We start from the raw sequence: 18985 nt of genomic DNA, 5'->3' as shown, positions 1-18985 counted from the left end.
ACCGTGATCCGCCCCTGTTTCCCAAAAAGTTTCCCAATGGGCAACATGACATTTGATATGGGAAACAGGGAAGCGTAAGCTCCGCCCGGTCAAAATGATCGGGAGGGTACCCATGCCAAGGCTGACAGACACAGCCGTTCGTGGGCTTAAGGTCCAGGCGCGGACGGACTTCAAAGACGATATCGTTCCTGGCCTGTGGCTGCGCGTCGGTGCCGGTGATAATGGCTCGAAGGTCTGGGTTGCTCGGTTCCGAGTCGGCAAGGCAATCAAAACCGTAACCCTTGGCAAGTTTCCTACGATGGGCGTGAAGGATGCCCGAATTGCAGCCGAAGCGGCTAAGGAGCAATCCGGCACGGAGGGAGCCACGCACGGCGCGAAGGCGTCGAAGGCGTCGAAGGCGTCGAAGACGATTGCCGAAGTGGCTGAAGACTATATCGCCAGCGCGGCTTTCCAGCGAAACAAGACAGCCAACGACCGTGCACGAACGATTCGGACATCGATAATACCGCACGTCGGATCAATCGATGTGGGCGAGTTCACGCGCAAAGACGCTAAAGACGTAATTGCCCGCTACATGGACGAAGGGAAAGAGTCCATGGCGCGCTTCGTGAAGCAGTACCTAGGCGCCATCCTAAACCATGCGGTAGAAGAACAGCTTATCCAGTTCTCTCCGATGGCGGGCATGAAGATGCCTGCGCCAGTGGAGCGGCGGGACCGCTACCTGTCCAAACAAGAACTTAAGGACTTCTGGCGGTACCTCAACACCGAAGCGGCAAATGCCGACCCAATGCGCCGGGCAATTCGCTGGATTATCGCAACAGGACAACGGAAGTCCGAGTGTCTTTTCATTCACAAGAGCGAGATTGATCTTGTTGAGAGGACATGGACTCTTCAGGGAAACCGGACGAAGAACGGACAAATCCACGTCCTCCCCCTGACTGAATGGCACATCGAACTTCTCGGAGAAGCAACGAAGAGCGGCTTCTACTTCGTCAATCCGAAGACAGATGAACTATACAATCCACGTTCTTTGTCCCATACGGTAAGAGATTACAACGATATGAGGAATATCGTTCCAAACTTCACAGCGCACGATTTAAGGCGTACGATGACAACTAACCTCGCAGAACTAGGCGTTGGCCTAGAAGATTTGAAACGAGTTCTTAACCATACATTTGGTGATGTAACGTCGCGACACTACAATCAATTCGCCTACATGGAGGCGAAGCGCGCTGTTATGGAGAAGTGGCGCGATTACCTGCGGTCGCTGTGATTTTTATCCCCCAGCGACAACGCCCCGCCGCATTGGTGCGGTGGGGCGTTGTGGTGGTAGATCAAGGCGGACAGGACGTCTTGAGTGCCGACGCGCGGCGGTATGAGCCTCGCATGAAGTGATCGGAGCGCGCTACAGGGCCGGGAGCTTCCGGCGAAGCGTGCTGCCGCGCGAACAGGGCGTCTGTGGGGCACCCCCTCATGCTTAACAATACCCTTTTACGTCGTATTGTCGGGTGTTGGGGTTGAGCACCAGAACAAGCGCGCCGCCGATAGCGGCAGGGCATTTAAACCAGCTATAGCCGCGCACCCGCTCGCGAATGACGACGATGGGCGCGCAACCGGGGATTCTGATGGCGGCATATTCGCCGTCGCCGTCGCCAAAGGGGGTGAAATCAGGCTCATACATGGCGTGCCAGCCTCTTCCTGGCCTTCACCTTGCGGCGCTTCCGCCGCTTCGTGCGAGGTTTGGCGTCTTGCGCGCGCTGGCGCTGGGCGATGGTTTCGTCTCTCAGATGGAGGATGGTATCGAGCGCGATGATCACGAGTGCCTCGGCGCGCGTCATGGCGCGCCCCACGTCTTGGGCTCCTCTCCAGGCGCGCGGTGCGCGCGGCGCTTCAGCCGGTTGAGGTCTGCGAACAGTTCGCGGCGTGTGGGGGACGGGGCGTCTTTTGAATCAGGCTGTGTTGGGCCTGTAGCGGGTCCGTCCGGTAGAGGGGCAGGACGTTGCGCATCCGGTGAGGGCGAGAAGCCCTCCGGGATATCAGCGTCGAAGCAGTGCGGGAGGGTGATCATGCGGGCACCTCGGGTACCTCTCCACGTTCGCGCGCTGCGCGCCAGTCGTCCAGCCATCCGCGTGAGGCGGTCGCCTCCCGGTACTCCCGGTATGCGTCGAGGTCAAACGACTCGGAAAGATCGGCTCGGCCGGACGATGTGTTGATATGGACTGAAGGGGTCAGGCCCTTGCTGCGCGCTTCAACATACCCCTGCATATCCGTCTTGAACGGATCGAAGGTCCGGGGTTTGATTTCCAGTGCAGGCTCAACGAAGCGGCTGCGCGTTCCAGTCGAGTGGGTGCACTCGCTGCCGTCTGCAAAGCGAGTTATCTCAATACCGCCAAGGTCGCCGCGGATGAAGCGCGCGGGTGCACGTTCCATCGTGGGCTTGGCGTCGGGTTCGGTGGCGGGTGGAGTTAGGCCGTTGCGAATCTCATCCACTACCGCGGTCCACTTCCGGTCCAGAAGGCTATTGTCATCAGCCAAATACTCAGAGAGAGGCTGAGTAATTCGCCCCTCTGCGTCAGGTTCTACAATGCGAAGTCCCGCCGCTTGAGCAATGGCGCGCTCCAAAGGGCTGGCGTGGGACGTTACGGTGTATTCTCCCGGATACGGGAAGCGCGACACAAGCTAGCTGCCATCCGCGCCCTTGAAGAATTTAGGATCGTGATATTGCATTTCTTTTACTCACAGTGCAAAGGAAATGGGGCTGGCAAGGAATTCTTTGCGCCGTAGGTAGATGCGTCGGCCAAAGCGCTAGATCGAGGTAAAGCCGAAGCGCCGAATTCGGCTGCGGATTGTTGCCTTGGTGACGCCGCAGTATCGAGCGGCGTCGTCAAGGGAAATTAGTTCATCATGATTCATCATAGTCCTTTATTTGTTTGTTGAGGGAGAGAACTTACTGTTTCGACAATATTATAACACTGCAAAGTCAATGCCGCAATAGCGGCAAGATAGTAATCTCGCCGCTTTCTTTCCAAGAAATTATTCGCTTTTGCTCAATGACCGCATAATAACATCTTGGAAGTCTGGATATGCGTCGCGCATCAGAGCATTGAACGACTCGTTTGAGTGTGTGAAGCTGATTAATTTACGGATAGTTGTTTGGGACACAGAGTGTGCTGCGGCTTGGCGCTTCACAAACGCCACAATCACGGATTTCGATAGGGTTGGTTTAAACGGATTGTAATTCTTGGGGAAGTCAGCAGCAGTTAGCTGGGATATATTCAGTTCGTTCTGAGCGACTGCCGCGATCTCCTTAACTTTCTGCGTGGTTAGTTTTCCACGGTACTTTTCGCGTGCAAGATTACGCGATCTTGGCTCTAGGGTCACTTCAGAAAGTTCCATGGAGTCGCTAGCATGATTAATGTGCGAGGCTTCAAGGCGTGATAGGTCCGCCGGAACGCCTACCGCTACCTGTGCGGCTGCGGCAGATACGAACCGCGCCCATCTCATCGTCTTGCGAACACCGGCAATGTAGACGTGAAGCATCACGCGGGCAGCACTATTGACTTGGAAGGTGTGGACTGGCTGGCCTGTTTTAAGGTCGATGATAACCGGCACGTCGCTGAATTTAATTGCATAGCGCGAAGCACTGGGTACCCGGATAAAGCCCGCCGGAGGTTCAATATGATCAAAAGTCTAAGGCTTTTTTGGTTCCGCTCGCGTCTTTGCTCCAGAATGTTGTTTGCTTCCCCTTGCGCGCTCATAGTAAAGCCACTCCCTAGCCTAGCCTGGGTCAGCCAGTTCCCATCCACCGTCTGGACCTAGGGCGTAAAGTACTTTACGCGCGATTTCGTCTCCTCTCTGAACTGCGGAAAGATGTAATGCCTTGAAGGCTCTAACACCCAATCCGTTTTGCTTGCAAAACTCATTTATTTTCATTGTGCAATTCTCCTTTTCATCGTCGCTAGTTTTGTCCACGACTTTGCATTATTCTATCACTTTCTTGCCACAGAATGCAATGCAACGACGTGAAACTGTGCCGATGGGGGTGGAGCACACCAAAATCTATACGCATATTGTTCTTAGAATCATAATGTAGAACACAGGCTCCGAGGCACCCAAGGTCCGTAGATCCCCCAAAAGTGCGTCCAACACGTTGCCGCGTCTAGGTTTTCTTGTAACGATGCGCCTGATGGAAGTCCCCCGCAAGATGGACTTTCTTGCACTAAGCCCCCGAACCAGAGACGTTGAGAACCAAATATTGTGTTTTCCGTGCTATATATTGTATTCGTAGCGGTATTGTCCGAACGGTGGCGTGCGTTGAAACCTGGATCCTTTATGCACAATTGTGGTTTCAACTCTGGTTCCTTATAACTCGAACCTGGATCCTGTGATTAAGCATTAGCGTGCGCCATGTGCGCCACCTGTCGCAGTTTTCGGACAGTGGGGGTACTACCCCTCTGGGTCCCTCCGGAGAGATTTACTTAACAAAATTGGTAGCGATAAGTGACGTTTTCGTTACCAATCGTGAATAGGTAGAACTATATCATGCAATGCCGGGTATGGCGCTTATGCTTTACTTACTTTACTCGGAACAACGCTATAAGGTTGCCTAGCTTTAGCGCTAGATTGGCTCTTAGCAGCGTATGACCTTCTGGCGCAAGGGGATAGATGGGCAACTTTGCAGGTGTAGCGCTTTGCATAACTTTGGACTGATAAGGAAATTTATGTTCTATTATCAGTCTAGGTGCAGCAAGGGCTTCAGCACATTAGCATTGCCAAGCACCCGCTAAACTGATAAGAAAATTGGAACAGCGGTCGAAACCTTATCGGTACCAGGGCGCAGGGAGGCCCGATTTATGGCACTTGGCAAACAGGCGAAGACGCTCAGCGACAAGCAGATCAAGGCCGTCCTCTCCCACGTCGAGGGGACGCGCTATCCCGCCCGCGACCGCGTCATGGTGCTGCTGAGCGTCAAGGCGGGGCTGCGCGCAAAGGAGATCGCGGGCTTGACCTGGGGCATGGTCACGGACAGTAACGGCACCGTGGGGGACGCAATCGCCCTGGAAAACAAGGCTTCCAAGGGGAAGCGCGGCGGACGGACCATCCCTCTGAACACCGAACTGCGCGCTGCGCTGGTAGACCTTCACACCATCGCCCTGCGCGACGGGAAAGCCGGAACCGATAAGCCCGTGATCCACTCCGAACGCGGCCCCGGCATGAGCGCTGCGTCCGTCACGGTGTGGTTTCATCGGCTCTATGACGCGCTTGGTATGGACGGGTGTTCTTCCCACTCGGGGCGCCGCACCTTCGTCACCAAAGCCGCCAAGCGTGTTGTGGAAGCCGGTGGATCGCTCCGCGACGTTCAGGAGTTGGCCGGGCATTCGTCGCTCGCCACCACGCAGCGGTACATTCAAGGCGACAGTGATGCAAAGCGCAAGCTGGTAGATATGGTCTAATATCACCGCGAGCAACAGGGCACCGCTCGCTTGAAGGTAAAGCTGCGTAAGCTGGGCTTTAGTTTATGTGCGCGGCGGCGGGTGGATATCCGTATTCCCGCTCTCATCCCTCGAATTACGTGCTGCGCCAGATACGTTAAAAGTAGTAGAATCTCCCGACTCTGGAAGTTGGAGGTACGGCTATGGCGCGCAGCATGGTAACAGGCGAATCCCCCACCTGTAGGGCAGTCTGTCTGGTGCGCGAGCATAGTCGCGCCTGCCATGGCGCGGAGACAAAGCTGCTACTCCTTCGCGTAGAGCGCCGACTTCTTCAGCTTGATCTTGAGTACGAAGGAGAGTGTTGGCCCCTCGAAGTCGCAAGAAGCTATACGCGGGAGATGGGCACTGCGTAGCGCGAGAGAATAGGTCGGAATTCTTCATGCGGAGCGATGACAGATCCCTGGAAGCCAAATCCTCCCTATAGAGGGAGGATGTCAACAGATCGTTGAAGCATGGTTTCGGGCGTCTGGCATAGGAGATCGGAACCGACCTTCTTCCGTAAAGTACTTTACTGGACACTGGCAGAATGCCGCTTCAGTAATGATGCCTGCGTCCTATCGACCCATTGGTAAAAGCGGGCGGCGGGAGTATTGGAGCGCTGGGCGACGCGGCGAACGGCGGTAGCGTTGATGAAGGTCAGGCCACGGTTGGGGAAAGCGGCCCTAAGCTCAGGCGTCCTGATGTTAGCCTGCTTCTTAGTCAGAACGCGCGCTTCGCCATTTTCGACGCCGTACCATTTGGTCAGTTCAGCGACGTTGGGGTTGTCATTCCCAAGCGCCTTGAACACATCCATGGCGCAGAACCAAGTCTCACCGTTGCCGGTGACGGTTCGGACGGGCTTCCCACCAAAGGCGTCTGCACCGCGCGTCATCGCGCGGACGCAAACGAGTGGTAGGGGGGTGCAAGTAATGATTGAACAAAATAGCACGTTGAGAAGCAATAAAAGAACAGGAATGGGCTTCGTGGAGGGGGCCTACTAGGCGAAAATGGCCGAAAAACGGGCCTGCTAGACGACGCTCCCCACCTCTCAAACCGTTGAAAATCCTAGCTATTTTAAGAAAAAAGGGGACCTATGTACCTTGGGACCTATTCTCACACAGGTATTTCCTTTTTTTTTGTATGTATAGCTAACACACGTTTTTTTTTCCAAATACGTATAGTGCGTATAGGGTTCCAAGCTCCACAGCTACTCAAAATCGCCTTCAACCCGTTGGAAACCCTAGCTTTTCGCGCGGTTCTCGCTCCCCAAAAAGCGCCCCAAAAACGGCGTTTCCGCCATGCAGCCCCGCCGATCAACAGCAGCGTTCACGAACCGGCCTTCCTGAACGCTGCTGCTGTTCGCCGGATCGCACCGCGATCCACGGCGTCAAGGACGATGAAGTCAGGAATTTCCAAAACGTCGTTTCGGAAAATCGTCGTGGCCGTCCGCCGCTCTACATCAACACTAACGCAGCCAGCGGCTACCTCAAGCAGCAGGGCGCGCGCGACGATGAGGTTAAAATCATAAATTATGCTCAAAAGCGCGGCCGTCCCCCGCTGTTCATCAACGCTACCGCCGTTCGCCGCGTCGCCCAGCGCTCCAATACTCCCGCCGCCCGTGAGTTCCAGACCTTCATGAACATGACGGTCGCGGGTTCCATCGAGAAGGACGGCGCATACGTCCATCCGGCGGCAGAGCAGTTCATGCCTGACTTCCGCAAGATGCTGGAGCAGGCGAAGGCCGAACTGCGTGGGGAGATGAAGAAGGAGTTCGGTGAGGTCGTCGCACTCAAGGCCGACTACGACATCCTCCAGAAGAATCAGGAGGAACAAGTTCGTAGCTGACTTCCGCGAGTTGCTGAAGAAGGCATAGAAAATGGAGGATCAAAAGACCACACCGAAGTGTGGTCTTCCTTATACCATTGGCGCTTGCGTCAGAGGCGTGTCAACGGTTAACAAAAGGAACCAGAAGGTTCCTATTTTTTCTTAGATAGACTTTCCGCCATCGCGCATATAGCCGCGTTCTGCACAGATGACTGTCCCATATGAGAATCCGTCATGATGCCGGATACATTGAATATGCATTCTCCACCAGCCGTTCCGAAACCTCCTATGGAGTTGCGGGCTTGGAAGCATATACTCACGAACACTCTTCCGTCCGGATACTGCCCGTAGCCTCCATACATCTTCTTTGCCTCCAGCGGAGCCACCAGATACTCTCGAAGAGTTTGATCGCACTGCTGAATCATTTTGGCGTTATTAGTCTTCTGCGCGGCGTTTGCAGCGGAGGTTGCGGCCACGATTAGCGCTATAGCTATTGCTGCCCTAACGAGCATTTTTACCTGCCACGAGAAATGTTGGTTCAATAGTATTACACCAACACCGCCGTTTCGATCCAGCGCCCGGATCGCAGGTTGATCAAACTGGATTCGCTATCGGCGCGGATGGTGCATTTGGAGCGGATACACTCCCGATGCTAACCGCTGACCTACTAAATCTCTTTAATTACTCAAGCATATTGCTCCAATGACTTCCAATATACAGCAAAATGTCGTATAATACTGCGTGTTTTAGTCAGGAGGAGCTATGTTATTTCTTCAAGAATATTCCGAAACTGTACGGTCATTTTTGACTGTAGATCAGTTTGCGAGCTTAGTTGGTAAGCATCCCGAGACGATCCGGCGAGCGTTCAGAAAAGGAATGTTCGCTGGTTATGTTGAGCGACGCGGGAGGGGGCGCAGCGGATAGATTTTGATCTCAGTAGATTTTTTTCGCGATCACGCTGTGATAGCTCCACAAGAACATCAGAGGAGTTATGATTATGAGTGATTTTGTTCTTTCGGCGAGTATCGATTTCTCCGCAGCTTAGAAGCAGGTCGATCAGTTCGTCACCGAGACGGAACGCAAGGTCCGGCGCCTGTCCGATATCCAGGCCCGCGCCAACGCGCCGGGTGGTTCCAACTTCCGTCCCGGTAGCTCGGGTGGATCGAATGCCGGGCGCAACGCCGTCGATATCGCTCGGCAGGCTCTTGCCAATGAGCGCGCCTATCAGGCCGCTCTTACCCGCACCGAATCTATGGTTCAGCGCATTGGGCGATAGATGGACGGCAACGCGGATATGATCAACCGCGCCCGCGCAGCCCTGTCCACTTACAGCAGCACCCTCCAGACGTTCGGTGCCCGGTCCATGGAAGGCGCGAAGGCGTAGGGCGAATTCGCCCGCAGCATGAACACTCTCAATCATGAGATCGCGCGCACCAACGGCCTTCTCCCGACCCTGAACCGGGGATTTGGTGGAGTCATCTCCGCACTTGGCACCTTGTCCCCTGCGGCGGGCGGCGTCGCACGAGACGTGGGCGCGGTTGCAACGGGCCTACGCGCTGCTGGCGTGGCCGCTGGTGCGGCTGTGGGTGTCATCGGCGGGGTTGCCTTGGGCTTCACCGTACTGGGCGCAGCGGCCCTTGCAGCGGGCGCGGCTATGGCAAGGCCGGTTGACGCCATGAACCTGCTGATCGGGAAGCTGAACGCTTCGAGCGGCAGCATGGAATCGGCCAAGGTGCTGTACGCCGATACGGTCGCCATCGCGAACCGCCTTGGCGTGGCCGTGGGCGACGTGGGTTCGGCCATGGCCCGGTTCGCGGGTGTCGGCAAGGACATCGGCTTGGCGAACAGCGACGTTTCCAGCCTTACCGAAACCTTCCTGAAGCTGGGCAAGGTGTCCGGTCAGACGGCGCAGGAAGCGGCTTCCTCCCTGACGTAGCTGTCACAGGCTCTTGCCAGCGGACGCCTTCAGGGGGACGAGTACCGGTCCCTTGCCGAGAACATGCCCGCCCTGACTCGGGAGATCGCCCGCACGATGGGCGTAACGACCGGGGAACTGAAGAGCCTTGCCAGCGAGGGGCTAATCACAACCGATGTTGTGTTGAAAGCGCTGCGCAACATGACGGATCAGGTGAACAAGGATTTCTCTACCATTCCCCGGACCGTTGAACAGATAAACGCTGGGATCTCGAATTAGTGGGATCAGCTTCTAATCAATCTTGATAACAAACTGCATCTCTCTGACTTGTACAAGTTCTTCCTATAGCTCCCGGAGAAAGCCCTTCAAGCGGCGAACAACTTCCTTGCCGGTCCAAAGCCGCAGGAACGCGCTGCTGACCTGTAGAGCCAAATCAACACCATTAATTCGCAGATTGCTCACAACCCCATCAGTTGGATGCGGAAGGGGCTCCAGAATCAACGCGCCGAACTGGTGAAGGAACTGGATGGAATTCAGACGGATATGCTCCGTTCCGCCGTTGAGGCAGGAGAATAGGCTATGTCAGCCGACGAACGGGCTTGGCAGCAGCGGATTGACACTGCGAAGCGCGGTGCCGCCGAACTGCGGAAAGCCAACGATCCGGTCTTCAAAGCGAACGCGGAATATCAGGAATCGCTTAAGAAGCTGGACCAGTCCAAGCCCTTTATCTCGGCTGAGGATTACAAGACCACGCTGGACGCCATCACCCAAACCCGCGACGCGGCGATTGAGCGCGCCAACAAGGCAGCCGAGTCCATGACGACGGAAGAAAAAGCCGTGTGGCGCACGGAGGTAGCATACTCCGCTTTGCGGCTTGAACTCGCCAATGCGAAGGTAGCAGCCGAAGCGCTCTCCATGGGCGACATGACTGTGCTTGATACAAAGGCGCTTGAACGCACCGTGGATTTCCTCACCAACTTCGCCAAGCAGGCGAAGATTATTCCCACTTCGCTGGATGACCTAGCCCAGCGCGCAGGCGTGAGCCTGAACGAGCTACAGGCAGGGTTCCGCGCCATCGAAGCGGAAACGCTCAAGCTACAGGCGTTGAAGCGGTCGAAGGATCTGGGAATCGAGACGGAGGAAACCAAGCGCCTCGCAGCGGCGACGCTGGACGGTGCCGACGCATACGCCAAGGTCTCCCGTGAAATCGAAGTGGAGCGACAGCTTCGCGCGCTGGGACTGGACGCGAAGGACAAGGATCTTGCATCCACCCGCGAGGAAATCCGGTTGAAGCTGGAAGCCGTGGAAGCCTCCCGCGAGTACGCCAAGGCGGCGTAGGAAGGGCAGTCGATCCTTGAACACTACGGCGACGGGGAGACGAAGCTTCGCCTTGGGTTGGATCGTCTACAGCAGAGTTTCAAGATCCTCTCCGACAACGGAAAGATGACTCCGGAACTGGTGAACGCCTATCAGAGCGCCGCAATCGACATCGCCAAGCAAACCAACACGATGGAAGGCGCCTTTTTGAGGGCTTTCGACAATATCGGCGATGCGTGGGAAGACCTTTTTGCCAAGATGCTGAAGGGCGGGAAGGTGACGTTCCGCGACTTTACCGACAGCCTGAAGGACATCTTCACGAAGGCGCTGGCAGAAATGGCATTTGTTGCCATTGCGCGCCCTGTCATTGTTCCGCAATTCGTTGCGGTTGATCTAAGCTAATGAAGGACTAACATGTCAATTTTCAACCTGTCATTAACAGCCGCGAGGGCGGAAATCCTCTGCGATGAACTGGCGTTTGACCTGGAGTATCAGCCCAAACACGCGATGACAAAAGTAGTGTGTCTACCCGCAAAGGGTATTGCCCTTTGCGGGTAGGGCACTCAGCTTGTGACGTGGCGTCTCGTCAATCACATCGAATCCACCGACGCAACGTCCTTCGATGACCTATGCGAGATTGCCCGCGTCGGGCTTGACGAGGCCATTGACTATTGGGACCTGGACGACGGCGAACTTTACGTGATTGCCGGGTACGATCCTGAGCGCAAGCGTGTGCGGGCGGCTGAGGTCTCAGCGGTCGAATTCAACACCGTCGAGCAGACTGCAACCTGTGTCCCCGCCCGTGTGAGGGAACTCGGGGACGGCATCCACCTGTATCCGGCCCTTGTCGGCGCGACCCTGCCGCCGAAGGGAGGCGCGGAACTGCTGAAGAAGGCCGCGCTCGTGCAACACCAAACCTATTCTACGGCCGGACGCACAGCCTCTGGCGGGCGGCTGTGGCTCTACACCGTCAAAAATGGCTGCTTCAGGGTTGATGTGGTTAGCAAGCTACCAGAATAAAGGATGGACTTGATGAGTAATATTTTGAGACTGGCATGCATTCGCGGCGTAAAAAAGGCCGCGTATGAGACATACATGGAGAACTGCACGAGCGATACGCTTAGACGTCTTGCGCATCGTAAACTTAAGCCTGCTTATCAATTGGCTGACATCCTGTTTAGCCAAAGTAATTGGTAGAGCGGACTTAACAAATCAGAGGATGATTGCATGGCGATGGGGACATTTGTTGTCGCGTTCGCGGCTGACATCGCGTGCGGGATGGATCCTACACGCGACGGATCGCATTCCGCAATTGTTCGTCAGCACTTCAACAACTTGGTGTGAGAGTAATGTATAGCACAAGAGAAGATTATATAGCGGCTATCCTTGGAGATATTGCCGAGATGTGTCGGGAGAAGCTGCCAAATGCAAGCAAAAAGGCAGTCGATAAGTGCATAGAGAAGGATATTAAGCCGGATCTTCGCAAGCGTGTTACTCAGGAAGTCTGGAGTAACACCCTAGTGGACGATGCGGAACAGCAGAACGTCTTTGCTCGGTTTTATGTCGAGACGGCCGAGGATGCTCTAGACAGCCTAATTTAAAAGAAGGCGCTTCACCAGAAGTGAAGCGCCTTCTTTTGGCGGCGGGATGTGGCCGGATGAAATCCGCTGGTTCTCTCTAATGCCTAAACCGTTCGCTCCGCGCGCTTGGCAAAGTACTTTAAATACGCGGCCCTTGACGACACATGATCCGGCGGAGCCGGACAGAATATGGCTTTACCATATTATTATTTAGCCGCATTTTTACCGTTGACTTGATAAAACGATATGGGTAACACTTTTTATCACAATAACACATATGATGATGAGGCACGCATGTTTGAGAGCGGATCCTTTGATTCTCTTGTAGATCACTTGGATAGGCTACAGCGTGATATTGGAGCAAACATCTCGGAACGGGATCTAATGTCCGGGATGGTTGCGGTTGTTTGTGATGTGCTTAACTATGCTGCGTCGATCCGTACCGAGCTTGAAGCAGTTAGGGCGGAGTGCCGCGAGCTTCGCGGCACGGTGTCGAGCGGCGCCGCTGTGTGAGGAGAAGGCGCGATGTACCTTGTATATAGTGGAGATGACCTACTGAGCGTCCACATGTCGAAGCGGGCGGCGCTTCGTAAGGTGCGGCGGCTTGGAGGATGGGAGAGAGGTTACTTCGTTGCGTGGTGAGACAGAGGGGCCGGTTTCGGCCCCTTGGTCATTTTGGTCGACTGATGCCGATCTGGCTACCAAATGCGCCGCAGCGTGAACACTTCCAGTTCAGAGCGTTCGGATCGGCGTCTGCGCCGATTCGCTCCGCAAGGGGTGCGGGATCGACATCTGCCGCATGGCCGCATAGGCGGCAGCGGAGCGGGATGCGTGCGCCGCGCGCCATGTAGCTACTTAAAGTACCAAATCGTTCCGCCCTCATCGTTCCCTCTCCGCAACCCAGCACAGACGATACCATGTTCCCTTTTTGTTCCTCAAGAGCGACCACGCTATGCGGAGGTCGGGCTAAATCCTCCCTATAGAGGAGACCTGCCGACCTTCTATGTGGGAGGTGCCCAACCTCTTGGATCCGGAAGCCCAACGGCTTTTTGGTCCGCAATCCCGCGCGACCGGAAATCCGATAGGCGCTAGATGACTGAGAAGCTGGTTTTAACAGAGTCCGAAGTGCGGATGATGCTTGGCGTGAGTCGCACGACGCTGTGGCGGATGCGCTGCGCTGGGCGCTTTCCTGCTCCCATTCAAATGGGAACCCGATCCGTCCGCTATCGCCGCTCTGACGTGGTTGGCTGGGTCAACAGTGGGGCAATGGTGTTTGAGCAGGCTACGTGATACCAAGGGCGGCGCTAGCTGCCCTTTTTCGGCGCGCTTGTGTTTCCCAATAGTTTCCCAGTGGGCAACGGAGTATCGCTAAGTGCCTGGAATTTCTAAGCGTGGGCAAATTCCTCCGTTCTTCGTCATGGAAGTGATGCGCGCCGCCGCCGAGCGGGAAGCCGCCGGGCTGGAGGTGCTGCACATGGAGGTGGGGCAGCCCTCCTCCGGCGCGCCGAAGGGCGTGGTGGAGGCCGCCACCCGCGCGCTCGCCGGCAGCGATCCGCTGGGCTACACCACGGCGCTCGGCATCCCGCCGCTGCGCAGCGCCATCGCCCGCTGGTACCAGGATCGCTACAAGGTTTCGGTGCCGGAACAGCGCGTTTGCGTAACGACCGGCTCTTCGGGCGCCTTCCAGCTCGGCTTTCTCGCCGCCTTCGATCCGGGCGACCGGGTCGCCATGGCCTCGCCCAGCTATCCCGCCTACCGCCATACCCTGACCGCCATCGGGGTGGAGCCGGTCGAGCTGCCGACCGGGCCGGAGCATCGCTTCCAGCCGACCGTCGAGCTTCTGGAGAAGCTGGACCGCCCGGTGCAGGGGCTGATCGTCGCGAGCCCGGCCAACCCCACCGGCACGATGCTGAGCCGGGACGAGCTGACCGCCCTGTCCCGCTGGTGCGACGCCAACGGCGTCCGCCTGGTCTCCGACGAGATCTACCACGGCCTGACCTATGGCACCGAGGCGGTGACGGCGGCGGAGATCAGCGACCGCGCGCTGATCGTCAACAGCTTCTCGAAGTACTTCTCGATGACCGGCTGGCGGCTCGGCTGGATGGTGGTGCCGGACGACCTGATCCGCTCGGTCGAGTGTCTGGCGCAGAACCTGTTCATCTCCGCCCCCACCATCAGCCAGATCGCGGCCGTCGCCGCCTTCGACTGCGTGGAGGAGTTGGAGGGCCACATCGCCCGCTATGCCCGCAACCGCGAGCTTCTGCTGCGCGAACTGCCGAAGGCCGGATTCGGCAGGATGGCCCCGGCGGACGGCGCCTTCTACATCTATGCCGACGTGTCGGACATGACCGACGACAGCGAGGAACTCGCCAAGCGGATCCTCGCCGAAACGGGGATCGCCTGCACCCCGGGCATCGACTTCGACCCTGCCCGCGGCCGGCGCTTCCTGCGCTTCAGCTTCGCCGGCTCCGAGGAGACGATCGCCGAGGCGGCCCGCCGCCTGATCGCCTGGCGCGAGGGCAAGTAAGGGACGGCGCCCCCTTCCGCGGCAGGGCCCGCCGCGGAAGGGGGCCGCGCCTCACCCCACGTCGTAACGGATGTCCAACACCTCGATCTGCTCGACCCCGGCCGGGGTGCGCAGGTCGACGAGGTCGCCCTTGCGGGCCTTCAGCAGGGCGCGGGCGATGGGCGACACCCAGCTCACATGGCCGCGGTCGAGATCGACCTCGTCCGCCCCGACGATCTTGATGGTGTTCTCCGCCCCGTCCTCGCGGGCATAGGTGACGGTGGCGCCGAAGAAGATCTGGTCGCGGTTCTTCTGGTCGGCGGGATCGACCACCGTGGCCGATTCCAGCCGCTTGTTCAGATAGCGGATGCGCCGGTCGATCTCGCGCAGCCGCTTCTTGCCGTAGAGATAGTCGCCGTTCTCCGAGCGGTCGCCGTTGCCCGCCGCCCAGGACACCACCTCCACCACCTTCGGCCGTTCCACGCGCAGCAGATGGCGCAGTTCCTCCTGCATGCGCTGGAAACCCGGCGGGGTCATGTAGTTCTTCGAGCCTTTGGGCAGTGGTTGCGCGTCCTCGACGTCGTCATCGTCGTCGGGCGCATCGGTCTCCCGCGTGAAGGCCTTGCTCATCCTCGTCCGTCCCTCGTTCTGGTCCCGGATAAGGAAAAGGCGCCTCGCGGCGCCTTTTCCAGTCCCGGATCGTGACCCGAGCGGCTTACCGCTGCCACCAGCCGCGGCGCGGCTTGCCAGCGGGCGCGGGAGCCTCCGCGTCCGGCGCGGGCGTCGGTCCGGCGGCCGGGGCCGGAACCGGCTCGCTGATCGCCGGAGCGGGCGCCGCCTCGGCCGGAGCCTCGGCCGCGGTCTTGCGCTTCCTGGCCGGCCGCTTCTTCGCAGCCTCGGCAGCCGGAGCAGCCTCCACCGCCGCCGGTGCCGGCGCCGCTTCGGCCGGAGCCTCCGCCGCACCGCCCTTGGCCTTCCTGGACGACCGCTTCTTGGCCGGAGCCGCGGCCGGGGCCGCCTGCTCGACCGGGGCGGCTGCCACCGGAGCCTCGGCCGGAGCCTCGGCAGCGGCCGACTTGGCCTTCTTCGACGACCGCTTGCGGGCCGGAGCCTTCTCGGTCGCGGCCTCGGCATCCACAGGGGCATCCGCAGGGGCAGCCGGAGCAGCGGCGGCCGGCGCCTCGGCCGGGGTCTCCTTGGCGGCCTTCCTGCCGCCACGGGTCGACGCCTTCTTGGCCGGAGCCTTGGCCTCGGGAGCCTTCGCCGCAGGGGCCTTGCGCGACGGCCGCTTGGCAGCCTTCGCGGGAGCCTCCTCGGCGACGGCCGGAGCCTCGGCAGCGGCGACCGCGGTGTCGGCCGGGACCTCCGGCGCGGCAGCCTCGGCCGGCTCCTCGCCGGTCAGGATGTAGTCGAGATCGTCGACCTCGGCCGCCGGAGCGGGCTGCGGGCGAACGTCGGCCTGGGCCGGAGCGGCCTCGACCGGTGCATCCTCGGACCCGGCGGCCTGACCGGCCTCCAGCCCCTCGGCGCCCTCGCGACGCGGCCGGCGACGGCCACCGCGCTTGCCGCGGCGGCGCTTCTTGCGCTCGCCGCCGGCACGGTCACCGGCCTCCACGCCCTCCGGCGCGCCCTCGTCCTCGCCGTCCTCGTCGGCATCGGCGTCGGCATCGGCCTCACCGGCCGAAGCGTCGGCGGCGACACCCTCCTCGGAAACGCTGTCGGCAGCGATGCCCTCGGCGGCGGCCTCGCTCCCCGCCTCTTCGCCGGTGCGGCCCTCGTCGCGCTCCCCGCGGCCACGGCCGCGGCGGCGGCGGCGGCGGCGGCGGCGCTCGGTCTCGCTGCCGCCGTTGGCCTCGGCCTCGGAGCGCTCGGCGCCCTCGCCCTCGGCCTCCTCGTCGCCTTCCTCGTCGGCCTCGAGCTCCGCGGCGGCCTGCTCAGCCGATTCGGCGGCGAGCACCCGGTCGGTCTCGGCCAGCACGCGGTCGGCGCTGACCAGCGGACCCTCCTCGGCCCCGGTGCGGGCGCGCACCCGCTCCAGCCGGTGGTCGGGGGCGATCAGCGTGTCGTCGGCCTGCACCATGACGCGCAGCCCGTGCCGCTCCTCGATCTTCGCCAGCTCGCCGCGCTTCTGGTTGAGGATGTAGAGCGCGATGGAGGTCGGGACGGCGACGGTGATCTCGGACGACCGCCGGCGGATGCCCTCCTCCTCGATGGCGCGCAGCACATGAAGAGCGGCGGATTCGACCGAACGGACGACGCCGGTGCCGGCGCAGTGCGGGCAGCGCTCGAAGTTCGTCTCCAGCAGGGACGGGCGCAGGCGCTGGCGCGACAGCTCCAGCAGGCCGAAGGCGGAGATGCGGCCGAGCTGGATGCGCGCCCGGTCGTTCTTCATCGCCTCCTTCAGGCGACGCTCGACCGCGGCGTTGTTCCGCGACTCCTCCATGTCGATGAAGTCGATGACGATCAGCCCGGCGAGATCGCGCAGGCGAAGCTGGCGCGCCACCTCTTCGGCGGCCTCCAGGTTCGTCTTGTAGGCGGTCTCCTCGATGTTGCGCTCGCGCGTCGATTTGCCCGAGTTGACGTCGATGGCGACCAGCGCCTCGGTCGGGTTGATGACGATGTAGCCGCCGGAGCGGAGCTGCACCACCGGGCTGTGGATCGCCTCGATCTGCGTTTCCACCTGGTAGCGGTGGAACAGCGGGATCGAGGTGTCGCGGTAGAGCTGCACGCGGTTGACGTGGCTGGGCATCAGCATGCCCATGAAGTCCTGCGCCGTACGGAAGCCGCCCTCGCCCTCGACCCAGATCTCGTCGATGTCGTTGGAGTAGAGGTCGCGGATCGACCGCTTGATCAGGTTCGCCTCTTCATAGATGAGGCAGGGCGCGGTCGACTTCAGCGTCTGCTCGCGGATGTCGTCCCACAGGCGCAGCAGATATTCGAGGTCGCGCTTGATCTCCGGCTTGGAGCGCTCCAGCCCGGCGGTGCGCAGGATGACCGCCATGCCGTCCGGAATGTCCAGGTCCGACAGGATCTCCTTCAGCCGCTTGCGGTCGGCCGGGTTGGTGATCTTGCGGGAAATCCCGCCGCCGCGGCCCGTGTTGGGCATCAGCACGCAGTAGCGGCCGGGCAGCGACAGGTAGGTGGTCAGCGCCGCACCCTTGTTGCCGCGCTCCTCCTTCGTCACCTGCACCAGCATGACCTGCCGGCGCTTGATGACCTCCTGGATCTTGTAGCTGCGCAGCGGGCGCGGGCGGCGGCGCTGGACCTCGTCCACCTCGTCGCCGCCGATGACGTCCGGGTTCTCCGGAGCGGCGGCGGCCTCGGCGCCGGCGTCGCCCTCGTCGGAGCCGCCCTCGTCGGAGCCGGCAAGATCGACCCCATTGTCCTCGGCACCGGTCTCGTCGTCGCCGGCTTCCAGGTCACCGTCGGCCGCGTCGTTGTCGCCGCCGATCGGGCTGGGCATCGGCGACCATTCCTCGACCACCTGCTCCGGACGGACCGGCTCGGCCATCACGGCGCCGTCGGCGGCGGCCTCGGCCCGGGCTTCCGCCTGCTCTTCCAGGCGGCGTTCCTCGGCCAGCAGCGCCTCGCGGTCGGCGATCGGGATGCGGTAATAGTCGGGATGGATTTCCGAGAAGGCCAGGAAGCCGTGCCGGTTTCCGCCGTATTCGACGAAGGCCGCCTGCAGCGACGGCTCGACCCGGGTCACCTTGGCGAGGTAGATGTTGCCCTTGAGCTGCTTGCGGCTCGCGATCTCGAAATCCAGATCCTCGAGCCTGTTCCCGTTCACCACGGCAACCCGGATTTCTTCCGGATGCGTGGCGTCCACCAGCATGCGTTTTGCCATACAAGATCCCCATGACGCGGCCCCGGCCGGCCCGCGCGACCGACAAAGGCCACCCGGACGCGTCATCTGTTGTGGGCGAAGCCTGCGGCACCGGCGGCGAGTCCGTCGAACGGCGCTGATGAAAGCAGCCAGGACGGGTCGGTCAACAGGCACCGGGTTCCGGCCTTGCGGCCGCAACCGGCTTCGAGGTTTCGTCCTCTGACCACCAACCGATCGCGTCATGCCCGGGAGGAAGCATCGCCGATCGCAGCCGGCGGAGCGGTTCCCGGGACGACGCCGCAGGCCCCGGCGCCGGCTGGTCCGTCGAAAGACGGCCCGGAGTGGGATCTGGCGGTTCGCGGTATGTCGCATCGCTACCATAGACAAGCGCTTTCTCTCGCACAATGCGGAAATCGCCCGCAGGCTGCACAGCAGCGCGACCGATTCGCCCGACCGGAACCCCGGCCGCAACACCGGCCAATACCGGACCGGGTGTTGCACGAACGGCACCCTCGGCGGGAATTGATGCGGCGCCTCACCGTCACC

General features: G+C 60.0%; 16 protein-coding genes and 1 pseudogene. 9 read left to right on the top strand and 8 right to left on the bottom strand.

Annotated elements, in window-relative coordinates; translation table 11 throughout:
* Nucleotides 1–112 precede the first annotated feature (112 nt).
* On the top strand, nt 113–1273 hold the full coding sequence (locus DEW08_RS10145) for a tyrosine-type recombinase/integrase (RefSeq protein WP_168220336.1): 1161 nt from the start codon (nt 113–115) through the stop codon (nt 1271–1273).
* Between the two features lie 204 nt (nt 1274–1477).
* Here the strand turns inward: DEW08_RS10145 and DEW08_RS30730 are convergent, their stop codons facing one another.
* From DEW08_RS30730 to DEW08_RS30720, 4 genes are all read right to left on the bottom strand, one after another.
* Nucleotides 1478–1681, bottom strand: a complete 204-nt coding sequence (locus DEW08_RS30730) for a hypothetical protein (protein ID WP_146214678.1) — start codon at nt 1679–1681, stop codon at nt 1478–1480.
* Nucleotides 1674–1838, bottom strand: coding sequence for a hypothetical protein (locus DEW08_RS31130; protein ID WP_168220335.1), 165 nt, complete (start codon nt 1836–1838; stop codon nt 1674–1676). The genes DEW08_RS30730 and DEW08_RS31130 overlap by 8 nt, the downstream gene beginning before the upstream one ends.
* Nucleotides 1839–2064: 226 nt before the next feature.
* Complete coding sequence (locus tag DEW08_RS30725; RefSeq protein ID WP_146214677.1) at nt 2065–2490, bottom strand: hypothetical protein; 426 nt, start codon at nt 2488–2490, stop codon at nt 2065–2067.
* Nucleotides 2491–3033: 543 nt separating this feature from the next.
* Nucleotides 3034–3612, bottom strand: coding sequence for a hypothetical protein (locus tag DEW08_RS30720; protein WP_146214676.1), 579 nt, complete (start codon nt 3610–3612; stop codon nt 3034–3036).
* Nucleotides 3613–4853: 1241 nt separating this feature from the next.
* On the opposite strand from DEW08_RS30720, the gene DEW08_RS10140 reads away from it, so the two are divergent.
* A complete protein-coding gene (locus DEW08_RS10140) occupies nt 4854–5453 on the top strand; it encodes a tyrosine-type recombinase/integrase (protein ID WP_109326783.1) in 600 nt (199 codons plus the stop codon).
* Nucleotides 5454–6000: 547 nt separating this feature from the next.
* Here DEW08_RS10140 and DEW08_RS10130 read toward each other — a convergent pair.
* Nucleotides 6001–6285 carry a Bro-N domain-containing protein gene (locus tag DEW08_RS10130; RefSeq protein ID WP_245986556.1) on the bottom strand — a complete coding sequence of 95 codons (285 nt, stop codon included), beginning with the start codon at nt 6283–6285 and terminating at the stop codon, nt 6001–6003.
* 821 nt (nt 6286–7106) lie between these two features.
* Between DEW08_RS10130 and DEW08_RS10125 the strand changes: the two genes are divergently transcribed.
* On the top strand, nt 7107–7316 hold the full coding sequence (locus tag DEW08_RS10125) for a hypothetical protein (RefSeq protein WP_146214675.1): 210 nt from the start codon (nt 7107–7109) through the stop codon (nt 7314–7316).
* 844 nt (nt 7317–8160) lie between these two features.
* On the opposite strand, the gene DEW08_RS30715 is transcribed toward DEW08_RS10125, so the two are convergent.
* Entirely contained in the window at nt 8161–8715 is a 555-nt protein-coding gene (locus tag DEW08_RS30715) for a hypothetical protein (protein ID WP_146214674.1), read from the bottom strand.
* On the opposite strand from DEW08_RS30715, the pseudogene DEW08_RS33435 reads away from it, so the two are divergent.
* The 6 genes and pseudogenes from DEW08_RS33435 to DEW08_RS10090 all read left to right on the top strand — a co-directional run bounded on the left by DEW08_RS33435 (nt 8698) and on the right by DEW08_RS10090 (nt 14634).
* A pseudogene (locus DEW08_RS33435) lies at nt 8698–9489 on the top strand (tape measure protein). The gene DEW08_RS30715 and the pseudogene DEW08_RS33435 sit on opposite strands and share 18 nt — an antisense overlap.
* Before the next feature lie 300 nt (nt 9490–9789).
* Complete coding sequence (locus tag DEW08_RS10110; RefSeq protein WP_109326744.1) at nt 9790–10548, top strand: hypothetical protein; 759 nt, start codon at nt 9790–9792, stop codon at nt 10546–10548.
* A gap of 105 nt (nt 10549–10653) precedes the next feature.
* A complete protein-coding gene (locus DEW08_RS10105) occupies nt 10654–10929 on the top strand; it encodes a phage tail tape measure C-terminal domain-containing protein (protein ID WP_109326743.1) in 276 nt (91 codons plus the stop codon).
* Between the two features lie 168 nt (nt 10930–11097).
* Nucleotides 11098–11547, top strand: coding sequence for a hypothetical protein (locus tag DEW08_RS10100; protein WP_109326741.1), 450 nt, complete (start codon nt 11098–11100; stop codon nt 11545–11547).
* A 1652-nt stretch (nt 11548–13199) separates the two neighbouring features.
* Nucleotides 13200–13397: a helix-turn-helix transcriptional regulator gene (locus tag DEW08_RS33745; protein ID WP_109326738.1), complete on the top strand. Its 198-nt coding sequence runs from the start codon at nt 13200–13202 to the stop codon at nt 13395–13397.
* 136 nt (nt 13398–13533) lie between these two features.
* The gene (locus DEW08_RS10090; protein WP_342760763.1) at nt 13534–14634 is read left to right on the top strand and encodes a pyridoxal phosphate-dependent aminotransferase; all 1101 of its coding nucleotides are present in this window, start codon (nt 13534–13536) and stop codon (nt 14632–14634) included.
* Between the two features lie 51 nt (nt 14635–14685).
* Here the strand turns inward: DEW08_RS10090 and greB are convergent, their stop codons facing one another.
* Complete coding sequence (greB, locus tag DEW08_RS10085) at nt 14686–15243, bottom strand: transcription elongation factor GreB (RefSeq protein WP_109326735.1); 558 nt, start codon at nt 15241–15243, stop codon at nt 14686–14688.
* 85 nt (nt 15244–15328) lie between these two features.
* Nucleotides 15329–18460, bottom strand: a complete 3132-nt coding sequence (locus DEW08_RS10080) for an Rne/Rng family ribonuclease (protein WP_109326734.1) — start codon at nt 18458–18460, stop codon at nt 15329–15331.
* Nucleotides 18461–18985: the final 525 nt, after the last annotated feature.

The organism is Azospirillum thermophilum (genome assembly GCF_003130795.1).
Lineage (GTDB): Bacteria > Pseudomonadota > Alphaproteobacteria > Azospirillales > Azospirillaceae > Azospirillum > Azospirillum thermophilum.
Note: the sequence above shows the minus strand (reverse complement) of the source record. Positions and strands in the feature narration are given on the sequence as shown.